Below are 16455 nucleotides of genomic sequence, written 5' to 3'. Positions count from 1 at the left end.
TTTGACGGGGGCGGTGTTTTCACCTGCTTCGCGGTCTGGTTAGACTCTGCGCCGCGCCCCTATAGCTCAGTTGGTAGAGCTACGGACTTTTAATCCGCAGGTCGTAGGTTCGAGTCCTACTGGGGGCACAGGCAGCAGCCTGACACATCTTTTCGGAGAGTGTCAGGCTGTTTTTTGTTCGCCCGAGCTTTCAATCCGAAACTTCCGTTTTGGTACTTTAAGGCCTGTGAGGTTCAGTCCTCAGGTTCGCTCTCGACCCAGCATCTCAGTTCAGCACTACGTGGCGGAAACTGTTGTGCACGAATGACTCGACACAAATACCAAACAGAAGCCAGGGCACAGATGTCTGAGACCGATACGAAAGCGCTGGTAGATCCACTCCCGTTGCACTACGAACCCGATGACCATTGGGTTCCGGTTGACCGACGCTGGTTCGGTCTCGATCGCACGACCATTCTCCCGGCCGCCATAGTGTTGGCCATCGCGATCATGATGAGCATCGTCATCCCGGCGATCAATGACGCTGTCTCGTACGACGACCCGGTCGTCGCAGGAGATGTCATGGAACTCAACTACGGCATCACCTTCGTTCCTGCGACAGGCTGGGGAATCACCGACGGCGTCCGTGAGACGGATGCTCCGGTAACTGGTTCGTTCCCTCCTCGCGCAACACTCGTGAACGGGGGCGCGATGTTCACCGTGTACACAGCACCTTTCTCCGGCGACGCGAATGCCCTCCTGGAACAGATCAAGAAGACTTCGGATGCGCTCGCAACCGAAAAGTCGCTGCGGGTGAGCGACGACGCCTCCGCAATCACCACTGAAAGCGGCATCCGCGGCGTTCTGACCAGCTACGCGAATTCGACCACGGACGGTGTGATCGCAGCCTTTGTCGTCGACGGCAAGGGCATCGAAGTGGTGTCCACTGGCCCGAGCGACGTGGCACCGGCAATTACCGACGACATCGCTCACATGATCGTGAGCATCAGTCACCGAACCGGAGAGGGCAAGTGATGACCGCTCCCGCAGTACAGACGACCGGCGACCTGATCACCGCTCGTATCGACGCGATCGAAAGCTCCGGTTGGGGACGCTCTTTCGCCTTCTATCAACCGCGCAACGCAGCCTTCTGGGTGTACCTACTCTTGGTGGTGAGCGGCGCTTTCAAGCTCTTCTCCATGCTCTCGGCCTCCGCAGCGGCCTACGGCGATGCCATAGCCCTCTCCATCGTTCTCTTCGGCGTGTACGGAGCGGTCTTCTGGTGGTTCACCCACCACATCGATCGGTATGCACGCCAGCCGGTCAAACTGATCGTGACTGCGTTCTTCTGGGGAAGTTTCGCTGCTACGTGGGTCATGGCAGCAAACGCCAACGACGCAATACTCGCCTTGTACGCCAAGACGTTCGGACAGGCATGGGCGTCGGACTGGGGCGCCGGTTTGACGGCCCCGTTCACCGAAGAAATTGCCAAGGGCGTCGGATTGCTCCTGCTCATCGCACTGGCTTCGCGCTTGGTACGCACCGCATTCGACGGCTTCATACTCGGCGCGTTCATCGGACTCGGCTTCCAGATCTTCGAAGACGTTCTCTACGCATTGAACTCTGCGGCGTCGCAGTTCGGAGCCGATCCGGTCGGCGCAGCCATGTCGACGATCATGCTCCGCATGATCTTCGGAGTCGCAGCGCACACTCTCTACAGTGCGATCTTCTGCGCCGGATTGGTCTACTTCTTGGGGCGTCCAGCCGAACCACGGCGCGTCGGACGCGGTCTCATACTGATGGCTACCGCGATGGTGCTGCACGGCCTGTGGGATTCTGCCGGCGCCTTGTCACAGGGCAAGACTGTGCTTCTCTTTCTGCTCTTCGTCGTCATGATCGCCGCGGCCTTGACCATCGTGGTCCGCGTGTTTCGCATGACAGTTCCCCGTGAACGTCAGTTCCTGCGGGACATCTTGGCACCGGAGGTCGAGCGCGGCGTTGTCACGGGCGACGAACTGACCGCGCTGTCCGGCGACCGCAAAGCACGCAAGGCCTTCCGCAAGGCTGCTGGAACCCACGCCGACCGCAAACGTCGCGAGTACGTACTCGAGGCCGCGGCAGACCTCGCCGACGCTCTCGCTGATTCCCACGGAATTGATACCGGCCGAGTCGAATTCGCTCGAGCCGAAGTACTCCGAATCCGGAGCGGTCAGCCTTCGATCAAGGCCTGATCCTCCACCGACAAACAGAACCGCCGCAGATGACTGGATCCGTCATCTGCGGCGGTTTTCTGTGCAGAGCTACACCGCAATCAACCGGCGCACCGCTTCGACCGCAGCCTCCCGGCGTTGAGACACCGACCGCGAAACCTTGGATGTGGTGCCGTTACCGCGCGGGAGCGCTAGCGTCCTGGCCAGATCGGTGATCACGAACAACAACTCCGACGGGTTCCAGCCGGGATCGATGTGCCCGTCCGCCTGGCCCTTGCGAATTTCCACAATCTTAGGCTGCAGCGTCTTGCTTCGTATGTCGTTCTCGCTCATGATGTCCGGCGCTTCGAGATCTGCCCACTGCTGCAACCGGGCGTTCTCGGGATGAGCAACGTAGTTGTCGAAGAGTCGACCTGCGTAGCCGGGGAGATCATCTCCGCGCAGCGCCGTCTCTGCGGTGGTCTCGACGGTCCACTCGGACGTCACGGCTGCAAACAGTTCTTCCTTGCTGGCGAAGTACGCATACAGGCGATCCTTGCTTGCCCGAGCATCCACGGCAATCCGGTTGATCCGTGCCCCGGCCAGTCCGTACCTGGCAAATTCGTCCTTCGCGGCCGCGAGAATGCGGTCCCTGGTGGCTTCCCCGGCTGAGCGCATGTGCACAGCCTAGAACGAATCGACCCGTTGCCGAACCACCCGGTTCGGCGTAGCGTCCAGAGTTGGCGAACAACTTGGTTCGCGAACTGTTCGACGCACTTCTGCCCCACACAAGGAGAATCATGAATCTTGACGAGGCACGCACAACATTCACCCGGCTCCGCGAGGCGGAAAGTGGTGTATCGCCTGCAGAACTCGACGACGTGTGGGCCGCCCTGGACACCGTCGCCGCCGAAGACATCCTCGGCGAATGGAAGGGTGACGACTTCGCCACCGGCCACCGACTCCACGACAAACTGGTGGCGAGTCGCTGGTACGGCAAGACGTTCAACTCCATCGACGACGCAAAGCCGTTGATCTGCCGAGACGACGACGGAAACCTCTACTCGGACGTCAAGGGCGGCAACGGCGAAGCAAGCCTGTGGAACATCGAGTTCCGCGGCGAAGTCACGGCGACGATGGTCTACGACGGCTCGCCGATCTTCGACCATTTCAAGAAGGTCGACGAATCGACGCTCATGGGCATCATGAACGGAAAATCGAAGCTGGTTCTCGACAACGGGCAGCACTACTACTTCCTACTCGAGCGAGCATGATTCGTATCGTCGCAGCAGGCCACCGCCAGTCCACGGCTGTTCTCTTCTGGTAGTTCACATTTCGGGGGCTGGGGCCTCGCCCTTGCTCTGCGGCTCGTGCTGCTTCAGGTCGCCGCGCATTTTGTCGATTTCCTTGCCACGCTTCTTGTACATGTAGCCCAGAAATACGATGCCGATGAACAGCGCCACACCGATGATCGCACCGAGTACCGAGGCTCCGCGAAAGCCAGGGCCGTCGACATCGAGCACCCGCTCGCCCGCGTGCGCAGCACTACTGTTTCCGAGCACGATGCTCAGCGTCAGCAGGTTGGGCAAAGCAAAAATCACACCGAGTACCAAAGCGCCGATCTGCATCGGCCGCGCATGTTTCCGCTTGCGCACCTGCCAGATCGCGCGAAAGAAGAGCAGGGGAACCAACGTACACACGAGTCCGAACATCACGCCCCACGCAATGCCGCCACTGAAACTGCCGTCGGCAAGCGACGCAATACGCTGAGACCACCAGCGTGGAAGGTACGCGGCCAGAATGAAGTAGGTGATGACCAGAACAACGGCCGCCACTCCGATGGTGATGGCCTTTTTCGCCCATGGCGGCATGCCCGATGTTGTGGGAGCCGATGGTGCTTGCGGTGTCGTCATGACCAAATCCTCGTCTAGGCGGCGTACGTGTTGTCACGAATCTATCGGGTTACCGCCCGACGCATCCCCGTCGAGCATCAATCGGGCCAGCTTCTTGGGCGCAACCAAGGTGTACGAGGTGTAGATCCATTCCTCGAGTTGATCCCAGTACTCTCCGTCGATCCTGCCACTGAGATCGATGGCGACCCACCCGTGCCGGCCCAGCCCGTACCCGGCCGCGGTTGCGCGTGATTCGGTCGCGACCACCGCCTCGGCTTCCGGTTTGCTCAGCTTGATCGTCAGCGACGTGGCGTCGGCGTTGCAGAAGACGAAGTTCTTGCCACGCACCCGAAACGTGGGCTGCCCGTCCCACGCCTCCATGTCGACGCGCTGCGCTTCGGGAAGGCTCAGCGAGATCTCTTCGAGTCGACGCATGTTGTCCGCCATGGTGACATTGTGCATGGTCAACTCAGACCGTCCGGGAAAAGCCTGTCGAAATCACGCGCGTCGTCGCTAGGCTCGTATCTCGACCGCGTTAGACGTTCACCGATCCTTCGGGAGAGTGATATGCGCACGTTCGTTCATGTGGTTCTGCTGATCTGCGGCATCGCTGTTGCAGTCGGCTCGTTCATGTCGATACTGGCCGGAGTGAAACCTGGAGATGTCCGTCTCGAAGACTTACGAGATGGGTTTCCGGCCGGCTGGGTTATCGAGCAGATCGCCGATCAGTCGGTGCCGTTCTACCGATCCATGATGATTCTCCTTCTCGGATCTGCAGTGGCGATCCTGATTGCGGCAGTGTTCGGTTCACGACTCGCAGCGTGGGCCGGAGTGATCGTCGGACTGGCCACTCTTGGCACCTTCTACTACCGCGCCAATGACCAATTCGACAACATCATCAGGGAAAACTACTCCACGATCCTGACGAATCAGACAGGATTCATTCTGACCGTCGGAGGCCTCGCACTTGCTCTTCTCATGTGTCTGGTCCCCCGAGAAAATGCTCGACGCTGATCGCTCCGCAACATCCGAGCTACCGACGGTCTCGAACATTCACTAGTGTCTGCATCAACCGGGTGCTGACAAGTGGGACCCCAGAAAAGTAGGGCATCGAATGGCTTCGCTTGACGATCTTCTCTCACAGATCCCGATCGACCAGATTGCGCAGCAACTCGGCGTAGATCAGGCAACCGCGGAAACTGCTGTGAAATCGGCACTTCCCACGCTGGTCAGCGGTCTCGGCGCCAACGCCGACAACGAGGCAGGCGCGGCGTCGCTCGAAAGCGCGTTACAGTCGCACGCCAACACCACGATCCTCGACGACGGCATCGACATCAGCAAGGTCGACACCGCTGACGGGCAGAAGATCGTGGCAAACATCTTCGGAAACAACACCGATCAGGTAGCCAGCACGCTGGGTAGTGTCGGCGGCGGAAACGATCTGGTGAAGCAGCTTCTCCCGATACTCGCGCCAATCGTGTTGGCGTACCTGGCCAAGCAGTTCACCGGCGGGGGTTCGGGCGCGCAGACGCAGGCTGCTGGTGGCGGAATCGGAGATCTGCTCGGCGGACTCCTCGGCGGCGGCAACTCGGGCGGCGGCATCGGCGGAGCACTCGGTGGGCTCCTCGGCGGCTCCGGTGGCGGCGGCATCGGCGATCTGCTCGGCGGACTCCTCGGCGGCGGCAAGAAGTAAGCAGATAGCGCCGGTTGCGGCGACCGAAGAGTCGCCGCAACCGACGTCAGCCAACTCGTGTGGCCCGAAACATTCTCAGCGACAATCCCATTGCCACGACAAGCAAACACGCGACAAAAACACTGACGCCATTCCAACCGCCTACCGCATAGGCCGAACCTGCCAAGACACCCGCCACGGATGAACCGGCGTAGTAGGCAAACAGATAGAGCGCCGACGCCTCAGCCCGATGGGCTCGGGCAAGCCGGCCGACCCAGCCGCTGGCTACGGAATGCGCGGCAAAGAACCCTCCGGTGAAGAGCAATATCCCCACCAGTGTCAGCACAAGGTTGTCTGGGACGGTCAACACAAGACCGAGCACTGTCACCGATACGGAACCCAGCAACACCCACCGTTGTCCCACTCTGTCCGCGAGCGCACCTGCCACGGTCGATGTCACGGTTCCCGCGAGATAGAACAGGAAAACCAGTCCCACAATCGCTTCGGAAAGCCCGAAAGGCACTGCAGCAAGACGAAACCCGAGGAAGTTGTAGACGGAAACAAAGGCTCCCATCATGATGAATCCCAAAGCGAAGAGTGTACGCATCTCCGAGTGTGCAAGGTGGGCACGCAGATTCGAGACCAATCGCCGCGCAGACACTGGCTGCGGCCGGAAGAATTGCGACCTCGGCAGGGCCCGGGTCATGACGATCGCGAATACCGTCGAGAGCAGAGCCACCGCAAAAAGTGCCCAGTGCCACGAACTTACGTCGACGACTGCGGCCGGGATCAATCGTCCGATCAATCCGCCGACGGTGGTGCCCGCGACGTAACGCCCCATCGCTCCGCCCAAATCCTTGGGGTCGATCTCCTCCGCGAGATACGCCATGGCAACCGCCGGAATTCCCGCCAGCGCAGCGCCTTGGAAAGCTCGGCCTACCAACAGAATCTCGATAGTCGGACTCAGTGGCAGCAGAAGACCGATCACGCACGACGTGATTGCCGAGAAGATCATGACGCGGGTCCGCCCGAATCGTTCGGACAATGCGCTCGCCGGAATGATTGCCAATGCCACCATCCCCGTGGTCACCGACACGGACAGTGCCGATACCGCGGGTGAAACTCCGAATGCGTGCGAAAACGCAGGCAGCAGTGCTTGCGCCGAGTACATCGACACAAACGTCGTCAATCCCGCCGCAAACAGCGCAAGAGTCACCGCGCGGTATCCGGCAGTTCCCCGACGGTACGACGCTGCGCCGACTTCGGTCCCTGCGCTGATTTCTACCGACATGCTCATCAAATGACCTCCGGCAAGAATCTTCCGCCGCAAGGCCAACAAAAGAAAATGCATAACTTTTGTGTTCTACATTCCCATTTCACATATAGAGTTCACCTGTGATGTTGACGGACGACCTCGAGTGGTTTGTCGTGCTGGCAGAAACCCAACAGGTCACGGCCACGGCGGATATCACCCATCTGTCGCAGCCCACGCTCTCCCGCAAACTCGCACGACTCGAGCGAGACGTCGGCGTACCGCTGTTCGACCGACACGGCCGTCGGCTCACCCTCAATCGATACGGTCGCATCCTGTACGAACACGCAACCAGCGCGCTGACCACACTCAATTCCGCGCTACGCCAGATCGACACCCTGGCCGGTCCCGACACCGGGACGGTACGACTCGATTTTCTCCATTCGTTCGGAACGTGGTTGATCCCGCGCATGATTCGGGCATATCGAACGGAGCATCCGGGGGTTCGGTTCGAGCTCCATCAGGATCGCGCGCAGTTCCTGAGTGACCGCGTCACTGCCGGCGACACCGATCTTGCGGTCATCTCGCCAGAGCCGAAAGACCCTCGACTCTCGTGGACGCAGATAGCGCAGCAGAAACTTGCCCTTGCCGTTCCGCTCGGACATCGCTTCGCCGACCTACCCGAGCTCGACTTGGCCGAGGCTGCGGGTGAGCAGTTCATAGGAATGCAGTTGGACTTCGGCATGCGGCGAATTCTCGACGAGATGTGCGCTGCCGCCGGGTTCACACCGGAGTTCATCTTCGAGAGCAGTGAGCTGGCAACTGTGGGCGGGCTGGTGTCCGCGTCCCTGGGCGTGGCCGTCATGCCGATCCAAGATCCACCCATCTGGGCGGAGGGAATCGTGTTTGTTCCCCTAGCCGGCGCTACGCGCAAAATCGGGCTCGTGTGGACCGAAAATCGGGAATTATCGAGGCCAGCGCGCGATTTCCGTGATTTTGTCCGCGAAAATACGTGGTCCTGAAACTCACACGTACAGCCAAACCGGCAGGTATGATCTCGGCAACAAGCGAATGGAACGCATCGGACAATTCAGACAGTGTCCATCTTCCGTCCACGTACGCTGGCTACGACTCGGTAACATTCGCACAGGGGGATCAGCTCATGTCGATCATGCCAAACCTACGGTACCGTAGGCTGGAGCGAAGTCGGGCATTCACTCAACACGGAGGCAAATAATGACGAGGATTCTGACGCAGCTCGAACTGCTGACAGAACTGCAGCCGGTTGCCGAAGAGAACGTCAACCGACACATCTCCATGGCAAAGGAATGGCACCCGCACGACTACGTTCCGTGGGACGAAGGTCGCAACTTCGCAGCCATGGGCGGCGAAGACTGGGACCTGGAACAGTCACGGCTCAGCGAGGTCGCCCGAGCCGCGATGATCACCAACCTCCTCACCGAGGACAACCTGCCGTCGTACCACCGTGAGATCGCCGAAAACTTCTCCCAGGACGGGGCATGGGGCACCTGGGTCGGCCGCTGGACCGCCGAAGAGAACCGCCACGGCATCGTGATGCGCGACTATCTGGTTGTCACCCGCGCAGTCGATCCCGTCGAACTCGAGCGCTTCCGCATGGAACACATGATCACCGGCTACAACCCGCCCATCCCGGACGACGGCGCCGGTGTGCTCCACTCCGTCGCCTACGTCACCTTCCAGGAACTCGCGACGCGTGTCAGCCACCGCAACACCGGCAAGGCCTGTGACGAACCGATCGCAGACAAGATGCTCCAGCGCATCGCCGCCGACGAGAACCTGCACATGATCTTCTACCGCAACATCTGTGGCGCGGCTCTCGATCTCGCACCAGATCAGACACTGAAGTCCGTATCGAACATCGTCCAGAATTTCCAGATGCCCGGCGCCGGGATGCCCAACTTCCGTCGCAACGGCGTTTTGATGGCCAAGCACGGAATCTACGACCTCCGTCAGCACCTCGACGAGGTCATCTGGCCCGTTCTGCGCAAGTGGAACATCTTCGAGCGCAACGATTTCAGCGCCGAAGGTGAGAACACACGCGAAGAACTGGCAGCCTTCCTCGAGACACTTGCCGCCCAGGCGACAAAGTTCGAGGAGCAGCGCGATCGCATGCTCGCCCGCGAAGCCGCCAAGCGTGAACAGCAGGCCTCTTAGTTTCACCAGCTATTCTGTGCCCGGTACCGGATTCGGTACCGGGCACTTTCACTTGTCAGAAATATTTGTTCAGAGGTAGTCATGTCTTCCCTTCGCATCGGTTCACTCGAGCTGCACAGCCCCGTGGTCCTCGCACCCATGGCGGGCGTCACCAATGTCGCCTTCCGCACGCTCTGTCGTGAACTCGAACTCGAACGCGCTGGGAGCACCTCCGGGCTCTACGTGTGTGAGATGGTCACCGCCCGCGCGCTCGTCGAGCGTCAGCCGGGCACCATGCACATGACCACCTTCGGACCCACCGAAACTCCCCGGTCCCTGCAGCTGTACACCGTCGACCCCGACACCACCTACGCTGCGGCCAAGATGATCGTCGACGAGAACATGGCCGACCACATCGACATGAACTTCGGCTGCCCCGTGCCGAAAGTCACTCGAAAAGGCGGCGGCTCCGCGCTTCCATACAAGCGTCGGCTGTTCGGACAGATCGTCGCTGCTGCCGTTCGTGCCACCGAAGGCACCGACATTCCTGTCACCGTGAAGATGCGCGTCGGTATCGACGCCGACCATCACACGCACCTCGACGCCGGACGCATCGCCGCAGCTGAAGGCGCCGCCGCAATTGCACTGCACGCGCGCACCGCGTCGCAGCGCTACTCCGGGACTGCGGACTGGAACGAAATCGCCCGCCTGAAGGAACACGTTCCCGACGTTCCGATTCTCGGCAACGGCGACATCTTCGACGCCTCCGATGCTGCCCGCATGATGGACGAGACCGGCTGCGACGGCGTCGTCGTCGGACGCGGGTGCCTCGGCCGTCCGTGGCTGTTTGCAGAGCTCAGTGCAGCTCTCAACGGTCAGCCGATTGCGACGCCTCCGACCCTCGGCGAGGTCACCACGATCATCGCCCGCCATGCCCAACTCCTGGCTGCGCACCACGGTGAGATGAAGGGACTGCGCGAACTTCGCAAGCACGTGTCCTGGTATCTGCGGGGATTCCCCGTCGGATCGGATCTGCGTGTGTCGATGGCACTGGTGAGCACTCTGACCGAACTCGACGAACTGCTGGCCCAACTGGACCGCGACGTTCCATTTCCGAAGGACGCAGAGGGCCCCCGCGGCCGACAGGGTTCCCCCGGTCAGGTCGCCCTGCCCGAGGGCTGGCTCGACGATCCCGAGGACGATTTGGTGCCTGTCGGAGCGGACATCATGCACTCGGGCGGATAAGTCATTGCTGTGAATTCGGGCAATTCGCCAAGTTTCTGAGTGAATAACTCAGGATTCACCAGTAATATGGCTCCAGCTTCGTCAACAGCAGTTGGCCGGCAGACGACAAGAGACGCACTGTCCGTATCGGCAGTCAACGACGAGACAGGTTGCATCGGTGGGTGATGATCACGACTCGGGCCCACCTTCGCCCGAAAGCCGCGCCCCGTGGGAGCGGCCCCTCGCAGATCAGCGATACCGCAATCGTCGTTCGTCTAAACCCGCACCCAGCGCGGCGCCGCAGTCCGACACCCCTGCGTCAGAGCGTCGAGGCCTGGATCGCTTCGGCCGATTCAGTCGACGCGACGCACCACCGAGCGACAGCATCTCCGTCGCGGAACTTGTCCAACGTGTAGGCGATACGGGCGGCCAGCGTGTAGTCGAACCGCCGGCCCCGAAGAGAGCCGACCCGCCCCGGGACAACCCGCCCCTCGGTTCGAAGCCTCCCAACTCGCAACCTCCCAACAAGCCGCTGCCTCCCCCACCGATCGCGCCGGCGGCCGCTGAATGGATCAGCAGCGACCCACCGTCCTCCGCTTCTCCCCGTGTCGTCAGTGAAACCGGTGGCAGCCGGCTTGCGCTCAACAAGATTCGGCGTCGACAGCGAGTGAAGACGATCAGCCGATCAGCAGTCGCATTTCTTGCCGTCTTGTCACTGACCTTGACCGGCGTCGTCTGGGGATACCTACGCACTATCGAAGGCGGATTCGAGCAGATCGCGGCGCTCGACACCAATTCCGACGACATCGTCGACGCACTCGGTCAGCTCGGCGACGAAACCTATCTGATTGTCGGCACCGATACCCGGGCCGGCGCAAGTGGTGAGATCGGCGCGGGAACTGTCGAAGACGCGGAAGGCGCCCGCGCGGACACCGTCATGCTGGTCAACATCCCCGCCGACCGCAGCCGCGTCGTCGCCGTCTCGTTCCCTCGCGATCTCGATGTCGAGCGCCCGGTCTGCCAGGGCTGGGACAACAACACCGGGACGTACACCAGTGAATCCTTCCCCGCTGCCTCGGGCGACAAACTCAACGCAACGTACGCACTCGGTGGCCCGAAGTGTCTGGTCAAGGTCATCCAGAAGTTGTCCGGAATCAAGATCGGGCACTTCGTGGGTATGGATTTTGCGGGATTCGAGCGCATGGTCGATACCATCGGCGGGGTCAATATCTGCTCCCCCGTCCCCATCGAAGACGGCATCCTCGGCACTGTTCTGCCCGCCAGCGGAAACCAGATGCTCGATGGCCGAACTGCATTGAACTACGTCCGCGCTCGCCATGTCGAAGCCGAAGGCAACGGCGACTACGGACGCATCACCAGGCAGCAGAAGTTTCTGTCGGCCCTACTGCGCTCGGCGCTGTCCAACAACGTCCTCCTCAACCCCGGCAAGCTCAACGGTTTCATCAGTGCCTTCACGAGCGACACGTTTGTCGAGAATATCGACACAAAATCCCTGGTCACACTGGGTCGGTCACTGCAGAACGTCGATGCGGGCGCTGTCACGTTCCTGACTGTGCCCACCGACGGCACCAATGACTGGGGCAACGAGATCCCCCGGACCGACGAGATCAAAGCCCTCTTCCAGGCCATCATCGACGACGAACCGCTTCCCGGTGAAGAGCGCGCGAAAGACAGCGACGAGACGTCGACCAGCTCAGCACCGTCCACCGCCACGACGCCCGTCCCCGAAGCAACACTCGTGTCGGCGATGAGCCCGTACAACATCTACATCGATGTTTCGAACGCATCAGGCATTTCCGGCCAGGCCGCGACTGCCGCCGACCAACTTGCGGCGTACGGATTCCAGATCTCCACCATCGGAAATTTCAGTGCCGCGACGGGACTTGCCAACGTCCAGGCTTCCGCAACAGTGGTGCGGTACGCCGCCGGCAACGAAGCCGAGGCCGCCACCGTCGCATCCGCGATTCCCGGTGCACTACTCGTCCTCACTCCGAGCATGGGTGACATGGTCGAACTGGTCATCGGCAGCGATTTCGGCGGCACAGTTGTCGCGCCGGCCTATCCCGGAACTTCGTTGTCCGCAGAACCGTCATCCGTGGATACGAGCGCATCGACGTCGCTGCCCGCCGATATCGCCGCCGTCAACGCCGGAGACACAACCTGCGTCTGAGGGCAGGCACGATCATTCACCTTGCGTTCACCTGTCGCTTGTGACTTGGACTTTCACTGCACGTAGGCTCTGACCTCATGCGCGTGGCTTACAACGAACAGATGACCGAGCTTGCAGACTTGCTCGGCGAGATGGCAGGACTGGCAGGCACCGCTATGGAGCGAGCCACCCAGTCACTGCTCCAAGCAGACCTGACCCTGGCCGAGCAGGTGATCGGCGAACACGACCGGATCACCGAACTCAGCACCCTCTGCGAGGAGCGCGCATTCGCGCTGCTCGCCTTGCAGGCTCCCGTTGCCGGCGATCTCCGCTCAGTTGTCAGCGGAATCCAAATCGTCGCCGACATCGACCGCATGGGCGCCCTTGCCCTGCACGTCGCCAAGATTGCACGTCGTCGCCATCCCAACCATGTCCTCCCCGAGGTCGTCAACGGCTACTTCGCCGAGATGGGCCGCATCGCCGTGAGTATCGGTGCCGCGGCAAAGGAAGTCCTCGAGACTCGTGACCCCGAGCGTGCAGCCCGTCTGCGCGAAGAGGACGAAGCGATGGACGACCTGCACCGCCACCTGTTCACGGTCCTGATGGATCGTGACTGGAAGTACGGGGTTGCGGCAGCAGTCGACATCACGTTGCTCGGTCGCTTCTACGAGCGATTTGCAGACCACGCAGTCGAGGTCGGACGCCGAGTGATCTTCCTCGTTACCGGCAAGCTGCCCGAAGAGCCCGAATCCACCGAAAAGGTCGACAAACTGACCGCCTACCCGGATCTGTAACCACTCCTCGTCACGAGCAGAAAGGCGGCCGCGCATGTGTGTGGCCGCCTTTCTGTTGTTTCAGTTCGTTGCCAGCCATTCATCCAAACTCGGCCCGGTACTGATCGAATCCGCTCCGGGGAGGAGCGCACCGGAGCGCATGGCCTTGCCGGCCCCTGGCATCGAGACCGGGATCAACAACTTCTTCGTCCCGTGATGACGCAAAATTTTCCGCGTCATGTCCGGGATCTCGAGGACTTCGGGGCCGGCGAGATCGGCAACGCGACCCGACGGTCCCTTCTCCACCGCCTGCACTAACGCCTCCGCGACGGTCTTGGCGGCGACGGGTTTCGATCGCATCCGCGGAACCAGAGCTAACGGGCCGAAACCCATGAGCGACACCGTCTTCTGTCCGAACTCGAACCACTGTGTCGATCTCAGAATCGTGAACGGGATACCCGACGCACCAACAGCTTGTTCCTGCGCAGCCTTACCGCGGTAGTACCCGAAGGCCTTCAACCGCGGATCGTCGCAGTTGACTATCGAGAGCACTACATGGTGCCGCACTCCTGCCGCGCTCTCCGCTGCTGCAATGTTCCGCGCCGCAGTCTCGAAGAACGCCACGGCCTTCTTCGCGCTGTTCGTGACGTGGTCACTGACATCGACTACTGCATCGACGCCTTCGAGCGCTCCGGCCAGTCCCGCACCCGTGCTGATATCGACGCCGGTCGAGCGGGCTGCGATCACCACGTCGTGGCCCTTGCCCTCGGCTTCCGCAACCACGAGCTTGCCCATCAAACCTGTCCCACCGAGCACTGCTATCCGCATGATGTCTCCTCGAGGTTTCGCCTCTCCCCATCCTGGCCGACAAAAGCCCTCAGGTGTACCGGTCGCACGGAGTCTTATGTCACGGTCGAAAGGTGCCTGCAGTTACAGCCAGGCTAGATCTCGGTGAACCGACTCGCCACGCGTGCACGCCAATCCGAACTGACGTGATCCAAGGCCGCGGAAACCTCGTGAGCCTGGTCCGCGACAGCGCGGGCCAGCATGCCCGGACCGGCCAGGGGGCTCACATGCCCCTCGGTCGTGTCCGCGGTCTTCATCCCCAGCAACATAGTGGTGCCGATAACTCGATGCCCTCCCAGAACACCGGGACGAGAGCGATCGGGAACACTGCGTAGGTCCAGTGTTTCCACCAGGAGCGGTGTCCCGTCGACGGTGATGCGCTGATCCGAACGCAGCGCACCACCGATCTCTCCCGTTCGGCCGAACACCACCATCTCGTCGAGCAGAGCAACCGCGTCGGACTCCAGCGAAATATCAATGCGCCGACTGACATCCGCGCCACCGGCTACGACGAACGGCGCCGCTCGCCACACCAAAGCGCCACCCGCGCCGACCGTCGCCGTGGCCGTCCACGACGCGTGACCGCCGCGGGCGTTGTACGCCACGGTGCCCGACGGTTCGAGCACCTCGAGAAACGCGCCAGGAGCCACGTCGAACTCGATCCGCAAGTCGTCACCGGCCAACAGCGTTGCACTGTGCCCTACCAGGGCAACGCGCACGTGCAGTCCGTGAGCACTCACCAGTCGCGGGGCCAGAAAAGCGCCGGAGATCAACTCTTTGGCAACAGCGGTGTCGCCCACTCGCTCGACGACAACACGCGTAGCTCCCTCAGTCATCAGTGAGCGTGAGAATGACTGTGCCCGTGACCGTGTCCGTGGTCGTGGTCGTGGTCTTCTTCATCGGCGTGGAAGTGCGGCGCCATCGGTCCCGGATCCTGTGGCACGTGATTGCCCTCGCGGTGAGCCGCGATGACCTGGCGAAGCCACGCGCTGAGCTGATCGATCGTGGCATGATCCTTCTGGCTCAGCGCAAGAACGGGCAGTCCGTCGCGCGCTGCCGTTGCATCCGCGACCATTTGCACAGCATCGACGTCGACGTACGGAGCCAAGTCGATCTTGTTGACCACCAACAGATCTGCACGTTCGATTCCGGGACCACCCTTACGCGCGACGTCGCCGCCACCGGCAACGTCGATGCAGAAGATCTGCGCGTCGACTAGTGCGGGGCTGAACGTTGCGGTGAGGTTGTCGCCGCCGCTCTCCACGATCACCATGTCGAGTGGGTAGAACTCGCGCTCGAGGTCTTCCACCGCAATGAGATTGGGCGTTACGTCGTCACGGATCGCCGTGTGGGGGCACGCGCCGGTTTCGACCGCGACGATGCGCTCGATCGGCAGGACGTTTGCCGCGCGCAGCAATCTCGCGTCCTCGTCGGTGTAGATGTCGTTGGTGACAACCGCGATCTCGAATTCCGACGCGAGTTCGCGGCAGATGGTGGCGATCAGGGTGCTCTTGCCAGTGCCGACCGGACCGGCAACACCGAGCCTCAAACCTCGTGCGGCAGTTGCGGTGTCGGTGGTGGTGTTCAGATTGTCAAGCACGGAAAATCCTCCTGGATCGAGCGTGGTGTTCGAGTGACCATTGTTCGACCAACGGTCCTGTTGTTGCAGGTATGTCCGAGGCGCTCTCGACCGCGACGGCTGCCGCGGCGACGGCCTCGATGGTCGGGGCTGCCCGTAGCAGCCATTCGACCGGTTCTGCCGGATCTACCGGCAGTAGTTTCAGTGCCGCCGACGCGACGGTTTGCGCGTCGTCGTACAGGCACGATCGCGCTGCCGCCAGATCGTCCATACCGGAGACGGCGGTGAACACTCCCAATGCCAGCGGACGCATGGGGTGCCCGGGCAACGCCATCAGTAATTGCACCGCAGGGTGTTGCGGCCACAACCGCGACGCCAGCCTGGCCAGCCCACGTCCGAGCTGGACGGACGCCTCACGCAGCGGAGCACTGGGTGTGCGGGCGAGTAGTTCGTTCGAAATGTCCGCGAGTTCGCGTGCACTCCCCCCGCCCGTTGCCCAGCGCCGAGTGATCACAGTTGCAGCAGCTTCGACCAGTCCAACCGTCTCGAGTCGCCCCCGGATGAAATCCGGAACCTGACTTTGGTGCAGTCCGGCCGCCAATGCCGGCTCCAGCCCCGACGAGTGCGCGTGTCCGCCAGTTGGCAGACGCCCGTCTGCCAGGAGCATCGACGCAATCTCGGGGGACGTCATCTCGACCGACACC

18 protein-coding genes and 1 tRNA gene are annotated in these 16455 nt (G+C 61.6%); 11 read left to right on the top strand and 8 right to left on the bottom strand.

The window, feature by feature from the left end:
• Positions 1 to 55: 55 nt before the first annotated feature.
• The 3 genes from FFI94_RS05345 to FFI94_RS05335 all read left to right on the top strand — a co-directional run bounded on the left by FFI94_RS05345 (position 56) and on the right by FFI94_RS05335 (position 2210).
• Positions 56 to 128 (top strand) — tRNA-Lys (locus FFI94_RS05345).
• 214 nt (positions 129 to 342) lie between these two features.
• On the top strand, positions 343 to 1014 hold the full coding sequence (locus FFI94_RS05340) for a hypothetical protein (protein WP_138872074.1): 672 nt from the start codon (positions 343 to 345) through the stop codon (positions 1012 to 1014).
• Positions 1014 to 2210, top strand: a complete 1197-nt coding sequence (locus FFI94_RS05335; protein ID WP_138872073.1) for a PrsW family intramembrane metalloprotease — start codon at positions 1014 to 1016, stop codon at positions 2208 to 2210. The genes FFI94_RS05340 and FFI94_RS05335 overlap by 1 nt, the downstream gene beginning before the upstream one ends.
• A gap of 69 nt (positions 2211 to 2279) precedes the next feature.
• Here the strand turns inward: FFI94_RS05335 and FFI94_RS05330 are convergent, their stop codons facing one another.
• Positions 2280 to 2846: a TetR family transcriptional regulator gene (locus FFI94_RS05330; protein ID WP_138872072.1), complete on the bottom strand. Its 567-nt coding sequence runs from the start codon at positions 2844 to 2846 to the stop codon at positions 2280 to 2282.
• A 122-nt stretch (positions 2847 to 2968) separates the two neighbouring features.
• Here FFI94_RS05330 and FFI94_RS05325 point away from each other — a divergent pair, with 122 nt between their 5' ends.
• Positions 2969 to 3442, top strand: a complete 474-nt coding sequence (locus FFI94_RS05325; protein WP_138872071.1) for a DUF4334 domain-containing protein — start codon at positions 2969 to 2971, stop codon at positions 3440 to 3442.
• A gap of 54 nt (positions 3443 to 3496) precedes the next feature.
• Here FFI94_RS05325 and FFI94_RS05320 read toward each other — a convergent pair whose 3' ends face one another.
• Positions 3497 to 4081, bottom strand: coding sequence for a hypothetical protein (locus FFI94_RS05320; protein ID WP_138872070.1), 585 nt, complete (start codon positions 4079 to 4081; stop codon positions 3497 to 3499).
• 33 nt (positions 4082 to 4114) lie between these two features.
• On the bottom strand, positions 4115 to 4507 hold the full coding sequence (locus FFI94_RS05315; RefSeq protein WP_138872069.1) for an MmcQ/YjbR family DNA-binding protein: 393 nt from the start codon (positions 4505 to 4507) through the stop codon (positions 4115 to 4117).
• A gap of 120 nt (positions 4508 to 4627) precedes the next feature.
• Here FFI94_RS05315 and FFI94_RS05310 point away from each other — a divergent pair, with 120 nt between their 5' ends.
• Both FFI94_RS05310 and FFI94_RS05305 read left to right on the top strand, forming a co-directional pair.
• Positions 4628 to 5074 carry a hypothetical protein gene (locus FFI94_RS05310; RefSeq protein WP_138872068.1) on the top strand — a complete coding sequence of 149 codons (447 nt, stop codon included), beginning with the start codon at positions 4628 to 4630 and terminating at the stop codon, positions 5072 to 5074.
• A 100-nt stretch (positions 5075 to 5174) separates the two neighbouring features.
• A complete protein-coding gene (locus FFI94_RS05305) occupies positions 5175 to 5753 on the top strand; it encodes a DUF937 domain-containing protein (protein WP_138872067.1) in 579 nt (192 codons plus the stop codon).
• A 46-nt stretch (positions 5754 to 5799) separates the two neighbouring features.
• Here the strand turns inward: FFI94_RS05305 and FFI94_RS05300 are convergent, their stop codons facing one another.
• Positions 5800 to 7029 carry an MFS transporter gene (locus tag FFI94_RS05300; RefSeq protein WP_138872066.1) on the bottom strand — a complete coding sequence of 410 codons (1230 nt, stop codon included), beginning with the start codon at positions 7027 to 7029 and terminating at the stop codon, positions 5800 to 5802.
• A 101-nt stretch (positions 7030 to 7130) separates the two neighbouring features.
• Between FFI94_RS05300 and FFI94_RS05295 the strand changes: the two genes are divergently transcribed.
• The 5 genes from FFI94_RS05295 to phoU all read left to right on the top strand — a co-directional run bounded on the left by FFI94_RS05295 (position 7131) and on the right by phoU (position 13347).
• On the top strand, positions 7131 to 8006 hold the full coding sequence (locus FFI94_RS05295; protein WP_397495551.1) for a LysR family transcriptional regulator: 876 nt from the start codon (positions 7131 to 7133) through the stop codon (positions 8004 to 8006).
• Positions 8007 to 8220: 214 nt separating this feature from the next.
• Positions 8221 to 9180 (top strand): acyl-ACP desaturase, encoded by a 960-nt coding sequence (locus FFI94_RS05290; protein WP_138872064.1) that lies wholly within the window; start codon positions 8221 to 8223, stop codon positions 9178 to 9180.
• Between the two features lie 81 nt (positions 9181 to 9261).
• The gene (gene dusB, locus FFI94_RS05285) at positions 9262 to 10404 is read left to right on the top strand and encodes a tRNA dihydrouridine synthase DusB (RefSeq protein WP_138872063.1); all 1143 of its coding nucleotides are present in this window, start codon (positions 9262 to 9264) and stop codon (positions 10402 to 10404) included.
• A gap of 157 nt (positions 10405 to 10561) precedes the next feature.
• Positions 10562 to 12574, top strand: coding sequence for an LCP family protein (locus FFI94_RS05280; RefSeq protein ID WP_185993126.1), 2013 nt, complete (start codon positions 10562 to 10564; stop codon positions 12572 to 12574).
• A gap of 77 nt (positions 12575 to 12651) precedes the next feature.
• A complete protein-coding gene (gene phoU, locus FFI94_RS05275; protein ID WP_033233978.1) occupies positions 12652 to 13347 on the top strand; it encodes a phosphate signaling complex protein PhoU in 696 nt (231 codons plus the stop codon).
• 60 nt (positions 13348 to 13407) lie between these two features.
• On the opposite strand, the gene FFI94_RS05270 is transcribed toward phoU, so the two are convergent.
• From FFI94_RS05270 to FFI94_RS05255, 4 genes are all read right to left on the bottom strand, one after another.
• Positions 13408 to 14154, bottom strand: a complete 747-nt coding sequence (locus tag FFI94_RS05270; protein WP_138872062.1) for an SDR family oxidoreductase — start codon at positions 14152 to 14154, stop codon at positions 13408 to 13410.
• A gap of 113 nt (positions 14155 to 14267) precedes the next feature.
• Positions 14268 to 15008: an urease accessory protein UreD gene (locus FFI94_RS05265; RefSeq protein WP_260683853.1), complete on the bottom strand. Its 741-nt coding sequence runs from the start codon at positions 15006 to 15008 to the stop codon at positions 14268 to 14270.
• Positions 15008 to 15772, bottom strand: a complete 765-nt coding sequence (gene ureG / locus FFI94_RS05260) for an urease accessory protein UreG (RefSeq protein WP_138872061.1) — start codon at positions 15770 to 15772, stop codon at positions 15008 to 15010. The genes FFI94_RS05265 and ureG overlap by 1 nt, the downstream gene beginning before the upstream one ends.
• The gene (locus FFI94_RS05255; protein ID WP_260683852.1) at positions 15765 to 16442 is read right to left on the bottom strand and encodes an urease accessory protein UreF; all 678 of its coding nucleotides are present in this window, start codon (positions 16440 to 16442) and stop codon (positions 15765 to 15767) included. Before FFI94_RS05255 ends, ureG begins: the two co-directional genes overlap by 8 nt.
• Positions 16443 to 16455: the final 13 nt, after the last annotated feature.

Source organism: Rhodococcus sp. KBS0724, assembly GCF_005938745.2.
In the GTDB taxonomy this organism is placed as follows: domain Bacteria; phylum Actinomycetota; class Actinomycetes; order Mycobacteriales; family Mycobacteriaceae; genus Rhodococcus_F.
This window is presented reverse-complemented; position numbering and strand designations above follow the sequence as displayed.

Bases quoted from the DNA above. Each gene is read 5' to 3' on its own strand.
- FFI94_RS05305 (WP_138872067.1), top strand. From the start codon at position 5,175: ATGGCTTCGCTTGACGATCTTCTCTCACAGATCCCGATCGACCAGATT.
- FFI94_RS05295 (WP_397495551.1), top strand. From the start codon at position 7,131: ATGTTGACGGACGACCTCGAGTGGTTTGTCGTGCTGGCAGAAACCCAA.
- FFI94_RS05320 (WP_138872070.1), bottom strand. From the start codon at position 4,081: ATGACGACACCGCAAGCACCATCGGCTCCCACAACATCGGGCATGCCG.
- FFI94_RS05325 (WP_138872071.1), top strand. From the start codon at position 2,969: ATGAATCTTGACGAGGCACGCACAACATTCACCCGGCTCCGCGAGGCG.
- FFI94_RS05300 (WP_138872066.1), bottom strand. From the start codon at position 7,029: ATGAGCATGTCGGTAGAAATCAGCGCAGGGACCGAAGTCGGCGCAGCG.
- FFI94_RS05270 (WP_138872062.1), bottom strand. From the start codon at position 14,154: ATGCGGATAGCAGTGCTCGGTGGGACAGGTTTGATGGGCAAGCTCGTG.
- FFI94_RS05310 (WP_138872068.1), top strand. From the start codon at position 4,628: ATGCGCACGTTCGTTCATGTGGTTCTGCTGATCTGCGGCATCGCTGTT.
- phoU (WP_033233978.1), top strand. From the start codon at position 12,652: ATGCGCGTGGCTTACAACGAACAGATGACCGAGCTTGCAGACTTGCTC.
- dusB (WP_138872063.1), top strand. From the start codon at position 9,262: ATGTCTTCCCTTCGCATCGGTTCACTCGAGCTGCACAGCCCCGTGGTC.
- FFI94_RS05335 (WP_138872073.1), top strand. From the start codon at position 1,014: ATGACCGCTCCCGCAGTACAGACGACCGGCGACCTGATCACCGCTCGT.
- FFI94_RS05290 (WP_138872064.1), top strand. From the start codon at position 8,221: ATGACGAGGATTCTGACGCAGCTCGAACTGCTGACAGAACTGCAGCCG.
- FFI94_RS05315 (WP_138872069.1), bottom strand. From the start codon at position 4,507: ATGGCGGACAACATGCGTCGACTCGAAGAGATCTCGCTGAGCCTTCCC.
- FFI94_RS05255 (WP_260683852.1), bottom strand. From the start codon at position 16,442: ATGACGTCCCCCGAGATTGCGTCGATGCTCCTGGCAGACGGGCGTCTG.
- FFI94_RS05340 (WP_138872074.1), top strand. From the start codon at position 343: ATGTCTGAGACCGATACGAAAGCGCTGGTAGATCCACTCCCGTTGCAC.
- FFI94_RS05265 (WP_260683853.1), bottom strand. From the start codon at position 15,008: ATGACTGAGGGAGCTACGCGTGTTGTCGTCGAGCGAGTGGGCGACACC.
- FFI94_RS05330 (WP_138872072.1), bottom strand. From the start codon at position 2,846: ATGCGCTCAGCCGGGGAAGCCACCAGGGACCGCATTCTCGCGGCCGCG.